Genomic DNA, 14,316 nt, shown 5'->3' on the forward strand with positions numbered 1-14,316 from the left:
CAAATTGGGCATTCTCGGTCATCACCCGGTGCGAGCCATGGAAGGAGATACCGACACCACCGCCCATGACGATACCGTCGATCAGGGCCACATAAGGTTTCTTGAAACTGTTGATGCGGGCGTTGAGCCGGTATTCGTCGGCGAAGAACTCGACCGGCGGTTTTCCCGCCCGGCCTGTCTCATAGACATGCAGGATATCGCCGCCGGCCGAAAAGGCCCTGCCCTCTGCCTTGACGACGATGACGTCGATGCCCTGGTCGGCTTCCCAGGCGGAAAGAGCAGCGTCGAGCGCCCTGATCATGCCGTGCGTCAAGGCATTGAGCGCCTGCGGCCGCGTCAAGGTGACGACGCCGGCCCGGTCCAGATGTTCGAAGCGGATCTCGTCGCCTCCGCCAAAATCCATCGTGAAAGAATCCCTCTCCCGGCCGCCGGGACTGAAGTGCTAAAGCGTGGCGCATGGGTGCGTCAATGGCGAGCGCACCGGTGCAAGCTCTGGCCCGGACCAGGAGCCAGTGCTAAAAATCGAACTGCAATACTGGAAAACTGGATAGAGTTCGGTGCAGTGCGGCTCTGGCGGGGCTTCGAACGGGACGATTGTTCATGACTCGATTTTCGCACCTTGCGCGAATGGCAATCGGGCTGAGCATCGGCTTGGCTGTTCACCCGGTCATGGCGGCGACTTTGGAAGATCTCTACAGCTCGCAGACCATCGTCAACGGCAAATACGAGAAGAACCGCCAGTCCGGCTTCAAGCGCTGCCTCGACGCGGTTCTGGTGCGGGTTTCCGGCGATCAGCGCCTGCCGGCGAAACCTGAAATGACGGCATTGCGCGACAAGGCCGGCAGCTTCGTCGCAGGCTTTCGCTACCGCGACCGCATGGAAGGCATTCCCAACCATGACGATCAGGGCACGTACGATCGGCCCCATAACCTTTACTGCCAGTACAAGCCGGCTGAAATCGACCCGGTGCTGGCTTCGCTCGGCAGCAGGCCGTGGCTGACTGAGCGGCCGCAGCTGGCGGTGTTTTTGACGACCGAGCGCGGAACAATGCATTACGCGCTCGATGCCGATGACGACCGTGGCATGCCGATGCGCGAATCGTTCGGCAATGCCGCCGTACCGCTGGCCATGCAGGTGGCTTTTCCCACGGCGGCGCAGCTGTCGCGGGCCGGATTGGACGATAAGGCGCTTCGCAATGCCGAGATGACGAAGCTCGACACACTGGCGAAGAAGACCGGCGCCGACCAGGCGCTTTCCGGCAGTCTCGTCTGGAGCGACAAGGAACTGGGCTGGATCGCCGACTGGCGGCTGGCCGCGGCCGGCAAGACCTACATCTGGCAGGTGCGCGGTGTCGGCTTCGACGAGGCTTTCCGTGTCGCCATCAGGGGCGCGGCACAGATTCTGTCAGGCAATGAGCAACCCGAATAGACCTCGACCGCGTCGCTTGCACAATCGTGCCGCATTGGTCAGCGGCGGGAGCTCGTGGTAAAAGCCTGCCTGAACGAGAGTATTGGCGATGAACAAATTCACACCCGCAAAGCCCGCCGGCGCGCGCGGCGTCGACGAGATCACCGGCAGCCGCCGTCTGCGCCGCATGCGCAAGGCCGACTGGTCGCGCCGTCTCGTGCAGGAGAACCGGCTCACGGTCGACGACCTGATCTGGCCGATCTTCGTCGTTGAGGGCAAGGGTGTCCGCGAGCCGATCGCCGCCATGCCCGGCGTCTTCCGCCTGTCCATCGATCTCGCCGTCAAGGAGGCCGAGCGCGCGGCAAAACTCGGTATTCCGGCACTCGCCACCTTCCCCAATGTGGACATCTCGCTGCGCGACCAGACCGGCTCGCATATCCTCGATCCCAACAATGTCATCAACCGCGCCACCCGTGCGATCAAGGATGCGGTGCCGCAGATCGGCATCATCACCGACGCCGCGCTCGACCCATTCACCAGCCACGGCCATGACGGCATCCTGCGCGACGGCATCATCGTCAATGACGAGACGGTGGAACAGGTGACCGCCGCTGCCGTCATCCAGGCGGCCGCCGGCGCCGACATCATCGCGCCATCCGACATGATGGACGGCCGCATCGGCGCCATCCGGGACGCGCTTGACGCCAATGGTTTTCAGGACGTCGCGATCATGTCCTATGCGACCAAATTCGCCTCGGCCTTCTACGGTCCCTATCGCGAGGCGGTGGGCACCGCCGGTCTGCTCAAGGGCGACAAGAAGACCTATTACATCGACCATGCCAATTCCGACGAGGCGGTGCGAGAGGCCGAACAGGACATCGCCGAGGGCGCCGACATGCTGATGGTCAAGCCCGGCCTGCCCTATCTCGACATCATCCGGCGGCTGAAGGACGAATTCCAGATGCCGACCTTCGCCTACCAGGTGTCGGGCGAATATTCGATGATCAAGGCGGCAGGCGCCAATGGCTGGATCGACGGCGAGAAGGCAATGCTGGAATCGCTGCTCGCCTTCAAGCGCGCCGGCTGCGACGGCATCCTGACCTATTTCGCACCCGAAGTGGCGGAACTGCTGAAGGGGGGCCGCTAGGTAGCTTTGGAATTTTAACGCAATCCGCTAGAATGAATTCATGAGCAGGAATGAGGTCATAAAGCGGTTGCAGAGAAATGCAGATGCCATCAAGGGCATGGGCGCGACTTCGCTTTATCTGTTCGGATCGATTTTACGGGGCGACGCAAGGCCTGACAGCGATCTCGACCTCTTCATCGATTATGATCCTGCAAGACGCTTTTCGCTGATTGATCTTGTCGGCATCAAGCAATTTCTTGAGGAGAAGATGTCAGCGGAGATCGATATCACCACCCGCGACAGCCTCAATCCCATGTTGAAGGCCGACATCGAACAATCTGCTGTGCGCATATTTTGATGGCAGTGCGCCGGATCGAACCGATTCTAGCCGAAATCATGGAGGCCCTGGACGGCATCTCTGCTGCCGCCGCGGGCAAGACGCTGGATGACTTTAATAGCGACTGGCTGCTCCGACATGGCATCGAGCGCGGGATCGAAATCATTTCCGAAGCTGCCCGCCACATTCCCGATGATTTGGCAGCCCTTGCTCCCGAGATTCCATGGAAACAAGTTCGTGGGATAGGCAACGTTTTGCGTCACGAATATCACAATACCTCCGGTGCGATAGTATGGGCGGTGGTGACCGACAGCCTGCCGCCACTGCGTCTTGCTGTCGAACGTATGCTCGAAGCGTCGCAGCGCCGATAGTTTTGGCTGACACTTGCGGCTGCATCCTGTTCGCGTCGCAAGGAAGGAACCGCGATATTTCTCTCGTCATAAGCAATTGCATGGCAACGGAACATTTGCTCGCGTCGAGACTGCCGGATCTTTCTGCTCTGCACGTGCGGTGCGGCAAAGTTCTCTAAAAATACCGCTTGCAATTCACAATCAGTTTGCTACCAAACAACTGCTTGCAAAATACAACCGGTTATCGAGGAGGCTCGCATGTCCAAACTTCGCGTCAACGCTTTCACCCTGTCGCTCGACGGCTATGGCGCCGGTCCCGATCAGGATCTGCAAAATCCTCTCGGCGTCGGTGGGGAATCCTTGCACAAGTGGTTTGTCGACACCCGCACCTTCCGCGAGATGGTGCTCGGACAAGATGGCGGCACCACCGACGTCAACGAGGCGTTCGCGGCGCGCAGCTTCGAGAATGTCGGCGCCTGGATCCTCGGCCGCAACATGTTCGGGCCAATCCGCGGCGAGTGGCCTGACGACAGCTGGAAGGGCTGGTGGGGCGACAACCCGCCCTATCATGTGCCGGTTTTCGTGCTCACCCATCACAAGCGCGAACCGATCGTCATGGAGGGCGGCACGACTTTCCACTTCGTCACTGACGGTATCCATTCAGCTCTTGAACAGGCTAAGGCTACCGCTGGCGGCAAGGACGTGCGGGTCGGCGGCGGCGTCGCCACCATCCGGCAATATCTGCAGGAAAAACTGATCGACGAGATGCATCTGGCGATCGCGCCGGTGCTGCTCGGCTCGGGCGCGAACCTTTTCGCCGGCCTCGACATGCTCAAGCTGGGCTATATCTGCAGCCAGCAGGTGGCGACGCCGCTTGCCACGCACGTCACCATCAAGCGGGCGTAGTTACAGCTCTTTCTCCCCGTCACTATACGGGGAGAAATGCCCGGCAGGGCAATGAGGGGCGACGCCAGCCAGCCGAAATATGGCGCCGAAAACGCTATCGAGGGCAATATAACGGCAGAATAGTCTTCTGCCAGCATGGAGAATTTTTAGACTCAACCGCCAACGCAGGCGCCGCCCCTCATCCGCCTGCCGGCACCTTCTCCCCGTATAGAGACGGGGAGAAGGGAGCGATCCATCAATACTTCTCCGGCACGTAGAGCTTGCGCGGCAGCACCTGGCGCTCGTATTCGGGGTTGAAGACGCGCTCCGGCAAAGTGATCTCCTCGTGCGGCACTTCCTCGTAAGGCAGCTGCTTGAGCAGATGGTCGATGCAGTTCAGCCGCGCGCGCTTCTTGTCGTTGCCCTCGACGATGAACCAAGGCGCTTCCGGGATGTTGGTGCGGGCGAAGGTCTCTTCCTTGGCCTTGGTGTACTGCTCCCAGCGCACACGCGACTGCAGATCCATCGGCGACAGTTTCCACTGCTTCATTGGATCATGGATGCGCATCAGGAAGCGCATCTGCTGTTCCTCGTCGGTGATCGAGAACCAGTATTTGACCACGGTGATGCCCGAGCGGACCAGCATGCGCTCGAACTCCGGCACGTCGTGAAAGAATTCTTCGACCTGATCGGGCTGGGCAAAGCCCATCACCCGCTCGACGCCCGAGCGGTTGTACCATGAGCGGTCGAACAGCACGATCTCGCCGCCGGCCGGCAGATGCGGGACATAGCGCTGGAAATACCATTGCGATTTTTCGCGCTCGGTCGGCGCCGGCAGTGCCACGACGCGGCAGATGCGCGGATTGAGCCGCTGGGTGATGCGCTTGATGACACCGCCCTTGCCGGCCGAATCGCGTCCCTCGAAGATCACCACCAGCTTCTTCTTGTGGTAGGCGACCCAGGACTGCAGCTTGATCAATTCGGACTGCAGGGTGATCAGGTCGCGAAAATACTGCATGCGATCGATCGAAGGCGGATGCGAGTTCTTGTAGATCTTGGCGATCTCCATCGACAGCGCCGGCTCCGACATTTCGAGCTCATAGTCTTCGTCGAGCGTGTCGGCGAGCTCGGCTTCAAGCCAATCCCTGGCCGGAGAATTCTGTTTTAGCTCGGTCATATCGGCTGCTCCACTTGCAAGCTCTGTCGATCCACGTCCGGCGCCCCAAACTCCGGCTTACAGCCCGGAACGGCAACGCCTGAGCCGACTTCAATATAGGCCTGCAATGACGGTTTTATTGCAGCCCGAGCGTGATCGCCGCCGCAGCCAATCCCGCCAGGCATGATCGATCCGGCGTCCTGGCATGGCGACAAGTCGCGCAAATTGTCCTACAAATAGCGGCCACATTCGGGCACCCTCCCCAGCCCCTTCCCCAACGCAATCGCGAGGATCGACATGGAATACCGCACCCTCGGCCGTTCCGGGCTGAAAGTTTCGACGCTGACCATGGGGACCATGACGTTCGGCGGCGCCGGCGCATTTTCGGCGGTCGGCAAGACCGATCTCGACGAGGCGCGCCGCATGATCGACCTCTGCATCGACGCCGGCATCAATGTCATCGACACCGCCAACGTCTATTCGAATGGCATTTCCGAAGAAATCATCGGCGAAGCGCTCGGCGGCAAGCGCAGGGGTGACGTGCTGATCGCCTCCAAGGCACGGATGCGGATCGGCAAAGGCCCGAACGATGAAGGCCTGTCGCGCCATCACCTGATCCGAGAATGCGAGAAGAGCCTGAAGCGGCTCAGGACAGACGTCATCGACATCTATTTCCTGCACGAATGGGATGGCGTGACACCGCTGGAGGAAACCATCTCCGCGCTCGACACGCTGGTTGCCCAGGGCAAGATCCGCTATGTCGGCTGCTCCAACTATTCCGGCTGGCAGGTGATGAAGGCGCTCGGCATCAGCGACAGCCATCATCAGCCGCGCTTCGTCACGCAGCAAATCCATTACACGCTGGAAGCGCGCGAGGCGGAGTACGAACTGCTGCCGATTTCCGTCGACCAGGGGTTGGGCGTCCTGGTCTGGAGCCCGCTTGCCGGCGGATTGCTGTCCGGCAAATACCGCCGCGACAGCCCCACCGCCCGCCAGCTTGCCGGCTGGTCCGAACCGCCGATCCGCGACGAGGACCGGCTGTGGCGGATCGTCGACGTGCTTGTCGAGATCGGCGCGCAGCGCGGCGTGTCGGCAGCGCAGGTGACGCTGGCCTGGCTGCTTGGCCGGCCGGCCGTCAGTTCGCTGGTGATCGGCGGCAGGACGGAAACGCAGTTCCGGGACAACATCGCGGCGGCAAGCCTGATGCTTTCCGGCGAGGAGCGCGAGCGCCTCGACGCGGTCAGCCGGCCGCCCTTGCTCTATCCCTACTGGCACCAGCAGCTGACGGCAAAGGACCGTTTTGGTGCCGCCGATCTGGTGATTGACCGAAGCGGCATCTGACCGGCAAATCGATGGCGATAGGTATTGGCCGCCGCAATGATGGATCTGACCCCTTCATTGCGACGCGCATCTTGCAAGCCTGGCCATCATCGACGCACTATCGCTTCAGCTGTTGTGTTTGACGGCTAATGCTCCTAGGCAGGACCAGAGCCGCGAGGCAGTGAAAAGGAGCCAATATGGCGCGACCACCAAACTACGATCAGGAACGCAAGGAACGCGACCGCCAGAAAGCGGCCAAGAAGGCCGAGAAGCTGGCAGCAAAGGTTGCAGCGAGGGAACGTTCGAAGCCCGAAGACGAGACTGAAGCCGAAACCGAAACGGCAAAGTGACGGCAAACGGCCCGCAGATGCGGGCCGTGCCTCAATCCAGATTGCCGCCCCAAATGTCGGCTTGTGTCAGGCGGGCGCCTTGTCGCTGACGAACACGTCCACTTCGCGTGCTGCCGCGATGAAGGCACGCCTGGCGTTCATCGCCGGCTTGTCGCCGGCGAGTGCGTCATGGCAGGCTTGCAGGGCCGCGCGATGCTTAGGGCTGCGCTTGCCGGGCCAGCTGTTGAGGAGGTAGTCGGAAGCCTCACGCGCCGTGCGCAAGAGCTGAGTGCTTCCCGCCGCGACTGACTTCACAGTCACAGGTGTTTCAAATCGGTTGTTTTCCATGGCCGCTCCTTACGCCATCGGCGTCTGCGAAGCGAGGCGAAAGTGCGCATACGTCCAGACGCCGCTTTGCGCCCCTTCATCCACCTTTAAGCAGCAACGACGGCAAAGCCTCTGGCGCGAAGACCGCGCCGATCGTTGGCGAGCGACGTCACCAGCCGGTCGCGGCTGCCGACGATGTGGTCTGACAGCAGGCGCGCGGCTTCATCGGCGTCCCCAAGGCGTGCCGACGCCAGTATGGCGCGATGTTCAGCCCAGGCGCGGCTGAGGGCCGCTTCGTCGCGGACCTCCAGCCAACGCGCCCGCGACAGGCGCGTCATGGCATCGCGCACCGCCCGGAACAGGAATTCATTGCCCGACAGACGCGCCAGTTCGATGTGAAAATCCATGCCGACGCGATGCCATTCCTCGCGCGGCGTGTCGTTGTCGCAGGACTCGAGCATCGCCTCGATGACATCGACGGCGCTCCGGTCCGCCAGGCTGCATGTCAGGCGAAGCGCCGCAACCTCGACCGCTTCCCTGTAGACGGCGATCTGCTCGAGTTCAGCCAGATTGATCGGCGACACCGTCCAGCCGCGTCCGTCCCTGCCGACCAGGCCCTCGGTCTCAAGCCGCAGAAGTGCTGCCCTGACCGGGGTTCGCGACGCGCCGAAGCGGCTCTCGATCCAGCGCTCCGTCAGCTTCTCGCCGGGGCCGATCTCGAGGCCTAGGATCATTTGCCGAAGCTGTTTTTCGACGCTCTGCATCTGCGACATTGTCGTTTCCATTTTTGATCGTTGCTGGCGATCGTCTTGCCGGCCGCCTTTTCCGATCACGTTTGAGACGGTCGCATTGACAGCGGTCAAGCTTGCGTCCATCAGGGGCACCATCTTGGTATCCCAAATTGGTATCCGCAGCAAGCATCGATAAGAGTTGCTGGGACAGGACATATGACATGCAGCAGCAGAACACGCCCCCGGCGACCGACAGCACCTACAACATCCACTGGCGGCGCAATCTGTTCGTGTGCGTTGCCGGATCGTTTTCGACGCTTGTCGCCATGACGCTGCTTTTGCCGTTCCTGCCGCTCTATATCGAGCAGCTCGGCGCCGAGGGCCACGCGGCGATCGTGCAATGGTCGGGGATAGCCTATGGCGCGACGTTCTTCGCGGCGGCGCTGGTGGCGCCGCTCTGGGGACGTCTCGGCGACCGCTACGGCCGCAAGGTGATGCTGGTTCGCGCCAGCTTCGGCATGGCCATATGCATGTCGCTGACCGGCATGGTGCAGACGGTCTGGCAACTGGTGCTGCTGCGGCTGCTGATCGGTTTTGCCGGCGGCTATTCCTCGGGATCGACCATCCTCGTCGCCATGCAAACACCCAAGGAGAGTTCCGGCTGGGCGCTGGGCCTGCTGTCGGCCGGTATCACGGGTGGGGCTCTGGTCGGTCCGCTGGTTGGCGGCGCCCTGCCGCCGCTGATCGGCATCCGCGCCACCTTTCTCTTGTCTGGCGGCGTCATCTTCCTGGCGTTCCTGGCGACCACGTTTCTGATCAAGGAGAATCCCCGGCCGAAAACAGCGGACGCCGCAGCGAAGCAGAAGCAGAAAGGCGGCTGGGCACAAATCCCGGACAAGCGGCCTGTCGTCGCCATGCTGGCGACCGGCATGCTGTTGAGCTTCGCCACCATGTCGATCGAGCCGATCATCACCGTCTATGTGCAGCAGCTCATCGAGGACCAGAGCCGCGTCACGCTGATATCAGGCGTCGTCATGTCGGCGGCGGCCCTTGGCGCCATCCTGTCGGCTTCGCGCCTCGGCAAACTCGCCGACCGCGTCGGCCACTGGAACGTCATCATCGGCGCGCTTGCCGTCTCGGCACTGCTGCTGATCCCGCAGGCCTTCGTCACGCAAAGCTGGCAACTCATCGGCCTGCGTTTCCTGATGGGCCTGGCGCTGGGCGGGCTCTTGCCCTGCATCACCAGCGTGATCCGCCACAATGTTCCCGATGGGGTCGGCGGCAATGTGCTCGGGTTGTCGATTTCCGCCCAGTATGTCGGGCAGGTCGCCGGTCCCCTGCTCGGCGGCTTTGCCGGTGGCCATTTCGGCATGCGCTCGGTGTTTCTGGGCACATCCGTCTTGATGGCCGGGGGCGCGGTGTATAACTGGCTGGCACAGTCGCGCCGCGAGCAGGACATGCTCGCCAAAGCCGGCAAGTCCTGACGGGATTGGGCATCCCCATGATATCACGGAGCCATGGACATGAGCACGGCCGAACGACCTTCCGACAACAGCGGCCGTATCCTCGTCCTGGCCGGCGGCCTGTGCGGCGCCGCCGGCGTGGCGCTGTCGGCCGCGGCGGCGCATCTGGGCGGCGCCTTCGTCGGCACCGCCGCATCCTTCCTGCTGATGCATGCGCCGGTCTTCCTCGCCGCCGGATTGCTTGGGGCGAACCGGATGCTGCGCATCGGCAGCCTGATCCTGCTGGTTGGGCTTCTGCTGTTCTGCGGCGATCTGCTGGCCCGCGATTTCATCGGGTCGCGGCTGTTCCCGCTGTCGGCGCCGATCGGCGGCACGCTACTCATTACCGGCTGGCTGGCGATCGCCGCCTCGGCGCTGGTGCGCATGCGTTCCTGACGCCTGCCCGCGCCAAATGTAAAAGCGTGGGCTGCTAGTCCTGCCGGCGCTCGGGCTTGATGAGCAATTCGCGATTGCGTCGCCGCAGCTTCGCCAACCAATGCCGTTCCGGCCTCTTGGAGGCCGGCGCGATGCCCCAATAGTTGCGGTAGATGTCTTCGAACAGATAGCTGACGGGATGCATGATGTGCGCTCCTTCTAGTCCTTGAATCGATCCAATCGACAGGCGCGAAAAACCGATCCCGATCAGCTCCGCTTGCGCTCCACAAGGAACCGCAACTCGCGAACCCATGGGCTGGCTTTGCCACGGCGCTTCTGCGTCGTGGTGTTCGACGAGATGCTCCAGTCGTTGCGGTAAATATCTTCGAAGAGAAAATTGACGGGATGCATGACACAACTCCCCTAAATATGTTGAATCGATCCATTTAGAGAACCGCCGTTCGCTTGGATCGATTCAAACATACGCCTTGCCGAGACTGTGATCAAGTCAAAATTTGAACCGATCCAACGAAAGTGTTAGATGGAAGGAATTCAGGAGACGAAGATGGCGCCATTGACCTCTGCAAAGACAAGACCGGTCCGTCTGGCGGACATTGCCAAGGCGGCCGGCGTGTCGCACGGCACCGCGTCCAACGTGTTCGCCCGGCCGGACATCGTGCGCGAGGAGGTCCGCGAGCGGGTCAAGGCGGCAGCCGAGGCCATGGGATATGGCGGACCGGATCCCAAGGGCCGGCTGCTGCGCGCCGGCAAGGTCAATGCCATCGGTGTCGCGACTGCGGAACCCCTCTCCTATTTCTTCGACGACCCCTTTGCCCGGGTGATGATGGCCAGCATCTCGCAGGCCTGCGACGCGACCGGTGCGGGGATTTCGCTGGTCTCCGCAGCCAACAACGAACAGCTTGCCTGGAACATCCAAAGTGCGCTGGTCGATGGTTTCATCGTCTTTTGCGTCGATGGCGGTTCAAGGCTGGTCGAACTGGCGCGTGAACGCAAACTCCCTTTTGTCGCGCTCGATCTCGATTCGGACGACGACGACGCCGTTGCAGCGATCGGCGTCGACAACATTGCCGGGGCTGGCCTGGCCGCCCGCCACCTGACCGAACTCGGACATCGCCGCTTTGCCGTGCTTACCCTGCCCTGTGCCGACGCAGGCTTCGGCCCTACCACAAGGGAGCAGGTGGAAATGGCCCTCTACTCCGCTACGCGCGACCGCTTGCGTGGCTATTTCGCTGAACTCTCCCGGGTCGGCGTCGACGTCTCGCGGGTGCCTATCTACGAAACCGTCAATGACGAGAAGAGCGTTTGGGCCGGCCTCGACCATATTTTCGCCGGTGCCGAGACGCCGACAGCCATTCTGGCGATGTCCGACAGGATGGCGCTCCATGCGCTGGACTGGCTGCGGCAGCACGACATTGCGGTGCCGGGCGATGTTTCGGTCGTCGGCTTCGACGGTGTTCCGGAGGGGGCGGTTTCCAAGCCGCCGCTGACCACGATCGTCCAGCCGATCGCCGAGATGGGCCGCCTTGCCGTCAAGGCGATCCTTGAAAATGATGGTTCGTTCAGCCGGCAATCGCTGCCGGTCCAACTCGTGGTGCGAGCCTCATCCGGCCCCTCGCCCGCCTGAGCTCAACGGCCCATTCTTGTCGCCATGGCCGGCATCGCGAAGGATGCAGCATGGACGGGCGGTGCGGCGTTGTGAGCCGGCCTGCTTTTGCCGGACCAGCCAAGGCCCGATAGCCATTCGAGATAGTAGGCGAGCGCGAACTGCATGACGATGCCGGCCGATATCAACAGGCTGTCATAGGCAAATCCGCCCGGATTGATCAGCTTCAGCACTTGCGCCGCCATTGCAAGCACCGTGCCGGCAATGAAAACCGGCAGCGATCGTTTGCCCAATATGGCAAGCGGATGATCGCGTCCGGTGCGAAACAGGTTCGAGACCGCCGGGAATGCCACGATCAGGTAGCTCACCGCCAATATATGCAGCAGCCTCGGCAGCGACAGGAACGTCTTGTCGAAGCCGGTCAGCACCGGAGGCAGGCCAAACCAGGAGATATGCCCCCAAAGCGGGCTGTGCACCCAGACCAGTGCCACAGCGGTGTAGGCCAAGGCCGCGCCAACCAGCCAGCGATTGACCGGGATGGTACCGCCGCGACGCACATGCAATGCACCTGCCAGGCCGATGTTGAAAAGGAACTGCCACGACAGCGGGTTGAGAAACCAGAAGCCGGGCTCGGGATAGTTGGGCGGAGCAATTTGATTAACCCCCGCGACCAGCCACAGGGCGCCGGAGGCGACCAGTGCCAAGACCGGCCGATAGCTGACAATGAGCAGGAACACCGGCGTCAGCAAGAGCAGCACCGCATAGACGGGCAGTATGTTGTTGTAGCCGAGTTGGTGGCCGAGCGTCACGATGCCGATCAGCACCTGCGGCGTATTCTTGATCAACGGCTCGATGTTGATCATGGTCAAAAGCTCCGGCCGCCTGGCAAACACCGCCGCAGCGCAGAACATGGCCATCACCACCATGGTGGTGACGATGTGGGTGGCATAAAGCACACCGGCGCGGCGCAACATCTTCAGGGTTGCCAGCAGCCGGTTTCCGGGCTCGAATTTCCTGCCATAGGCGAGCGCGACCGAAATGCCGGAGATCAGCACGAAGACTTCAGCCGCATCGGAAAAGCCGAAATTCTTGTAGGTCAGATACTCGAAGGCGGTACCTGGCACATGGTCGACAAAGATTGTCAGCAGAGCGAGAGCGCGGAACACATCTATGCGCGTGTCGCGCTCAGTGCGATCGGGGACACGCGCATCGCGGTCCGAGACACGCGAATCGCGGTCTGGGACACGCGCATCGCGGTCCGGGGAAATCTGGGTGGTCATCGACAAAAAGGCCTCAAAGCTGGTTGTTCATGCCGGGCAATGCGACCCCCGGCGCACCGCTTCGATTCCTCCCGAAGGAATGTTATCGGCGGAGAAACGGACTGTAATGCGCCCGGTTCAATCAACTTTCGCGGAGCTTGAAAATATTGCGTTTTGAAGCCGGCAAATTGAGCGAAACCTCATATAATCAAGAGGATGCGCGATGATCGAAGAGACGTCACAAGATGGTGCGCTGCGGCGTGATCTGGCCTTCGACTACCGGCTTTACAGCCCGGCGGATTCAACCGGCGAATGTCTCTTCCTGCTGCATGGATCGGGTGTCGACGAGACGACATTGGTGCCGCTGGCGCGAGAGATCGCACCGCGGGCCAACCTGATCGCTGTGCGTGGCCGCATTGTCCAGGAGGATGGTTTCCGCTGGTTCGCGCGCATCACGCCGACGCGCTTCGAACAGCACAGCATCCGCACCGAAACCGATGCCTTTGCGGGCTTCGTCGCCGACGCGGCCACACGCCACCATCTCGATCTCTCACGCGCGACGTTCCTCGGCTATTCGAACGGCGCCAATCTGGTTTCAAGCCTGATGCTGCTGCATCCGGGCCTTGTCGAACGCGCTGCATTGCTGCGGCCGATGCCGGTGCTCGATCACGTGCCGGCGACGGATTTGTCAAAGGTGCGCGTCCTGATGATCGCCGGCGCCGCGGATCTCACCTATTCGCCCTTCGCCCCTGCTCTGGTGACATTGCTCAGCCAGCATGGCGCCGAGATCGACGCCCGGATTGTCCCATCAGGTCATGAATTCGGCAACGCTGACGCGGCAATCGTCAGGCAATGGCTGCGGGGATTGGCGGCACAGGCAGGCTGACGGACTCACCAGCATGATCAGCCGCCTGCCCCCGTCCCATCCTGTTCCAGGCGTCCAGCCCTGCAATCTTGTAGGCTTCGGCGAGCGTCGGATAGTTGAAGGTGTTGTTGACGAAGAAGTCGACGGTGCCGCCGAGATTGATCACCGCCTGGCCGATGTGGATGAGTTCGGTGGCGCCCTCGCCGATGATGTGCGCGCCGAGCAGACGGCGCGTTTCGATCGAAAAGAGCAGCTTCAGGAAACCGGTGTTGACGCCCATGATGTGGCCGCGCGAGGTTTCTCGAAAACGCGCCACGCCGACCTCATAGGCCGCACCGCTTTCACGCACCTGTTCCTCGGACTGGCCGACCGTCGAGATTTCCGGAACCGCATAGATGCCATAGGGGAATGTTTCCGGTGGCGGCGGCAACGGCACGCCGAAGGCATGGCAGGCCGCCACCCGGCCCTGCTCCATCGACGTCGAGGCCAGGCTCGGAAAGCCGATGATGTCGCCGGCGGCGTAGATGTTGGGCACACTGGTCTGGAAGGATTGCGGATCGACCTTGATACGCCCTCTGGAGTCGGCGTCGATACCGACGACATCCAGGCCCAGGCTGCCGACATTGCCGGTTCGACCGGCGGCGTAGAGCACGACATCGGAACGGATAGTGCGGCCATCGGCCAGTTCCACCTCGGCGGCATCCGGCTTGGAGCGGATTTCCT

The 14,316-nt window shown here is 61.9% G+C and carries 20 protein-coding genes; 12 read left to right on the top strand and 8 right to left on the bottom strand.

What is annotated here, in order from left to right; genetic code table 11:
* Window positions 1–403: enoyl-CoA hydratase/isomerase family protein (locus EOB49_RS29075; protein ID WP_206526155.1), on the bottom strand; the 403-nt coding region annotated here is incomplete at its 3' end.
* A gap of 197 nt (window positions 404–600) precedes the next feature.
* Between EOB49_RS29075 and EOB49_RS29080 the strand changes: the two genes are divergently transcribed.
* From EOB49_RS29080 to EOB49_RS29100, 5 genes are all read left to right on the top strand, one after another.
* Complete coding sequence (locus EOB49_RS29080) at window positions 601–1,428, top strand: DUF2066 domain-containing protein (protein WP_127382995.1); 828 nt, start codon at window positions 601–603, stop codon at window positions 1,426–1,428.
* A gap of 88 nt (window positions 1,429–1,516) precedes the next feature.
* A complete protein-coding gene (gene hemB / locus EOB49_RS29085) occupies window positions 1,517–2,554 on the top strand; it encodes a porphobilinogen synthase (RefSeq protein WP_127382996.1) in 1,038 nt (345 codons plus the stop codon).
* 40 nt (window positions 2,555–2,594) lie between these two features.
* Entirely contained in the window at window positions 2,595–2,891 is a 297-nt protein-coding gene (locus EOB49_RS29090; RefSeq protein WP_127382997.1) for a nucleotidyltransferase domain-containing protein, read from the top strand.
* Complete coding sequence (locus EOB49_RS29095; RefSeq protein ID WP_127382998.1) at window positions 2,891–3,241, top strand: HepT-like ribonuclease domain-containing protein; 351 nt, start codon at window positions 2,891–2,893, stop codon at window positions 3,239–3,241. Before EOB49_RS29090 ends, EOB49_RS29095 begins: the two co-directional genes overlap by 1 nt.
* A 237-nt stretch (window positions 3,242–3,478) precedes the next feature.
* Window positions 3,479–4,126, top strand: coding sequence for a dihydrofolate reductase family protein (locus EOB49_RS29100; RefSeq protein WP_127382999.1), 648 nt, complete (start codon window positions 3,479–3,481; stop codon window positions 4,124–4,126).
* Between the two features lie 235 nt (window positions 4,127–4,361).
* Here EOB49_RS29100 and ppk2 read toward each other — a convergent pair whose 3' ends face one another.
* The gene (ppk2, locus tag EOB49_RS29105; RefSeq protein WP_127383000.1) at window positions 4,362–5,282 is read right to left on the bottom strand and encodes a polyphosphate kinase 2; all 921 of its coding nucleotides are present in this window, start codon (window positions 5,280–5,282) and stop codon (window positions 4,362–4,364) included.
* Between the two features lie 276 nt (window positions 5,283–5,558).
* On the opposite strand from ppk2, the gene EOB49_RS29110 reads away from it, so the two are divergent.
* Window positions 5,559–6,602: an aldo/keto reductase gene (locus tag EOB49_RS29110; protein WP_127383001.1), complete on the top strand. Its 1,044-nt coding sequence runs from the start codon at window positions 5,559–5,561 to the stop codon at window positions 6,600–6,602.
* 176 nt (window positions 6,603–6,778) lie between these two features.
* The gene (locus tag EOB49_RS29115; RefSeq protein WP_013532262.1) at window positions 6,779–6,931 is read left to right on the top strand and encodes a hypothetical protein; all 153 of its coding nucleotides are present in this window, start codon (window positions 6,779–6,781) and stop codon (window positions 6,929–6,931) included.
* Window positions 6,932–6,997: 66 nt separating this feature from the next.
* On the opposite strand, the gene EOB49_RS29120 is transcribed toward EOB49_RS29115, so the two are convergent.
* Both EOB49_RS29120 and EOB49_RS29125 read right to left on the bottom strand, forming a co-directional pair.
* The gene (locus EOB49_RS29120) at window positions 6,998–7,258 is read right to left on the bottom strand and encodes a DUF982 domain-containing protein (RefSeq protein WP_013532263.1); all 261 of its coding nucleotides are present in this window, start codon (window positions 7,256–7,258) and stop codon (window positions 6,998–7,000) included.
* Between the two features lie 86 nt (window positions 7,259–7,344).
* On the bottom strand, window positions 7,345–8,010 hold the full coding sequence (locus EOB49_RS29125) for a GntR family transcriptional regulator (RefSeq protein WP_127383002.1): 666 nt from the start codon (window positions 8,008–8,010) through the stop codon (window positions 7,345–7,347).
* Between the two features lie 179 nt (window positions 8,011–8,189).
* Between EOB49_RS29125 and EOB49_RS29130 the strand changes: the two genes are divergently transcribed.
* The gene (locus tag EOB49_RS29130; RefSeq protein WP_127383003.1) at window positions 8,190–9,452 is read left to right on the top strand and encodes a multidrug efflux MFS transporter; all 1,263 of its coding nucleotides are present in this window, start codon (window positions 8,190–8,192) and stop codon (window positions 9,450–9,452) included.
* A gap of 39 nt (window positions 9,453–9,491) precedes the next feature.
* Entirely contained in the window at window positions 9,492–9,866 is a 375-nt protein-coding gene (locus EOB49_RS29135; protein ID WP_127272732.1) for a DUF423 domain-containing protein, read from the top strand.
* A gap of 34 nt (window positions 9,867–9,900) precedes the next feature.
* Here the strand turns inward: EOB49_RS29135 and EOB49_RS29140 are convergent, their stop codons facing one another.
* The gene (locus EOB49_RS29140) at window positions 9,901–10,050 is read right to left on the bottom strand and encodes a hypothetical protein (RefSeq protein ID WP_127321981.1); all 150 of its coding nucleotides are present in this window, start codon (window positions 10,048–10,050) and stop codon (window positions 9,901–9,903) included.
* Window positions 10,051–10,112: 62 nt separating this feature from the next.
* Window positions 10,113–10,256, bottom strand: a complete 144-nt coding sequence (locus EOB49_RS29145; RefSeq protein WP_126068772.1) for a hypothetical protein — start codon at window positions 10,254–10,256, stop codon at window positions 10,113–10,115.
* A gap of 154 nt (window positions 10,257–10,410) precedes the next feature.
* Between EOB49_RS29145 and EOB49_RS29150 the strand changes: the two genes are divergently transcribed.
* Entirely contained in the window at window positions 10,411–11,490 is a 1,080-nt protein-coding gene (locus EOB49_RS29150; protein WP_127329911.1) for a substrate-binding domain-containing protein, read from the top strand.
* Window positions 11,491–11,492: 2 nt separating this feature from the next.
* On the opposite strand, the gene EOB49_RS29155 is transcribed toward EOB49_RS29150, so the two are convergent.
* Entirely contained in the window at window positions 11,493–12,749 is a 1,257-nt protein-coding gene (locus EOB49_RS29155) for an OpgC family protein (protein WP_127383004.1), read from the bottom strand.
* On the opposite strand from EOB49_RS29155, the gene EOB49_RS36630 reads away from it, so the two are divergent.
* Window positions 12,742–12,906, top strand: a complete 165-nt coding sequence (locus EOB49_RS36630) for a hypothetical protein (RefSeq protein ID WP_164781845.1) — start codon at window positions 12,742–12,744, stop codon at window positions 12,904–12,906. The two genes, EOB49_RS29155 and EOB49_RS36630, sit on opposite strands and share 8 nt — an antisense overlap.
* A 45-nt stretch (window positions 12,907–12,951) precedes the next feature.
* The gene (locus tag EOB49_RS29160) at window positions 12,952–13,614 is read left to right on the top strand and encodes an alpha/beta hydrolase (protein ID WP_127383005.1); all 663 of its coding nucleotides are present in this window, start codon (window positions 12,952–12,954) and stop codon (window positions 13,612–13,614) included.
* Here EOB49_RS29160 and EOB49_RS29165 read toward each other — a convergent pair.
* The coding region (locus tag EOB49_RS29165) for an FAD-dependent oxidoreductase (RefSeq protein WP_245472871.1) at window positions 13,574–14,316 on the bottom strand (743 nt) is incomplete at its 5' end. The two genes, EOB49_RS29160 and EOB49_RS29165, sit on opposite strands and share 41 nt — an antisense overlap.

It is taken from the genome of Mesorhizobium sp. M7A.F.Ca.MR.148.00.0.0 (assembly GCF_003997735.1).
Taxonomy (GTDB): domain Bacteria; phylum Pseudomonadota; class Alphaproteobacteria; order Rhizobiales; family Rhizobiaceae; genus Mesorhizobium.

Excerpts from the sequence above, each read along its gene's own strand:
- EOB49_RS29115 (WP_013532262.1), top strand. The coding sequence starts at position 6,779 with ATGGCGCGACCACCAAACTACGATCAGGAACGCAAGGAACGCGACCGC.
- EOB49_RS29095 (WP_127382998.1), top strand. The coding sequence starts at position 2,891 with ATGGCAGTGCGCCGGATCGAACCGATTCTAGCCGAAATCATGGAGGCC.
- ppk2 (WP_127383000.1), bottom strand. The coding sequence starts at position 5,282 with ATGACCGAGCTAAAACAGAATTCTCCGGCCAGGGATTGGCTTGAAGCC.
- EOB49_RS29150 (WP_127329911.1), top strand. The coding sequence starts at position 10,411 with ATGGCGCCATTGACCTCTGCAAAGACAAGACCGGTCCGTCTGGCGGAC.
- hemB (WP_127382996.1), top strand. The coding sequence starts at position 1,517 with ATGAACAAATTCACACCCGCAAAGCCCGCCGGCGCGCGCGGCGTCGAC.
- EOB49_RS29100 (WP_127382999.1), top strand. The coding sequence starts at position 3,479 with ATGTCCAAACTTCGCGTCAACGCTTTCACCCTGTCGCTCGACGGCTAT.
- EOB49_RS29135 (WP_127272732.1), top strand. The coding sequence starts at position 9,492 with ATGAGCACGGCCGAACGACCTTCCGACAACAGCGGCCGTATCCTCGTC.
- EOB49_RS29145 (WP_126068772.1), bottom strand. The coding sequence starts at position 10,256 with ATGCATCCCGTCAATTTTCTCTTCGAAGATATTTACCGCAACGACTGG.
- EOB49_RS29130 (WP_127383003.1), top strand. The coding sequence starts at position 8,190 with ATGCAGCAGCAGAACACGCCCCCGGCGACCGACAGCACCTACAACATC.
- EOB49_RS29110 (WP_127383001.1), top strand. The coding sequence starts at position 5,559 with ATGGAATACCGCACCCTCGGCCGTTCCGGGCTGAAAGTTTCGACGCTG.
- EOB49_RS29120 (WP_013532263.1), bottom strand. The coding sequence starts at position 7,258 with ATGGAAAACAACCGATTTGAAACACCTGTGACTGTGAAGTCAGTCGCG.
- EOB49_RS29155 (WP_127383004.1), bottom strand. The coding sequence starts at position 12,749 with ATGACCACCCAGATTTCCCCGGACCGCGATGCGCGTGTCCCAGACCGC.
- EOB49_RS29160 (WP_127383005.1), top strand. The coding sequence starts at position 12,952 with ATGATCGAAGAGACGTCACAAGATGGTGCGCTGCGGCGTGATCTGGCC.
- EOB49_RS29140 (WP_127321981.1), bottom strand. The coding sequence starts at position 10,050 with ATGCATCCCGTCAGCTATCTGTTCGAAGACATCTACCGCAACTATTGG.
- EOB49_RS29090 (WP_127382997.1), top strand. The coding sequence starts at position 2,595 with ATGAGCAGGAATGAGGTCATAAAGCGGTTGCAGAGAAATGCAGATGCC.
- EOB49_RS29125 (WP_127383002.1), bottom strand. The coding sequence starts at position 8,010 with ATGTCGCAGATGCAGAGCGTCGAAAAACAGCTTCGGCAAATGATCCTA.
- EOB49_RS29080 (WP_127382995.1), top strand. The coding sequence starts at position 601 with ATGACTCGATTTTCGCACCTTGCGCGAATGGCAATCGGGCTGAGCATC.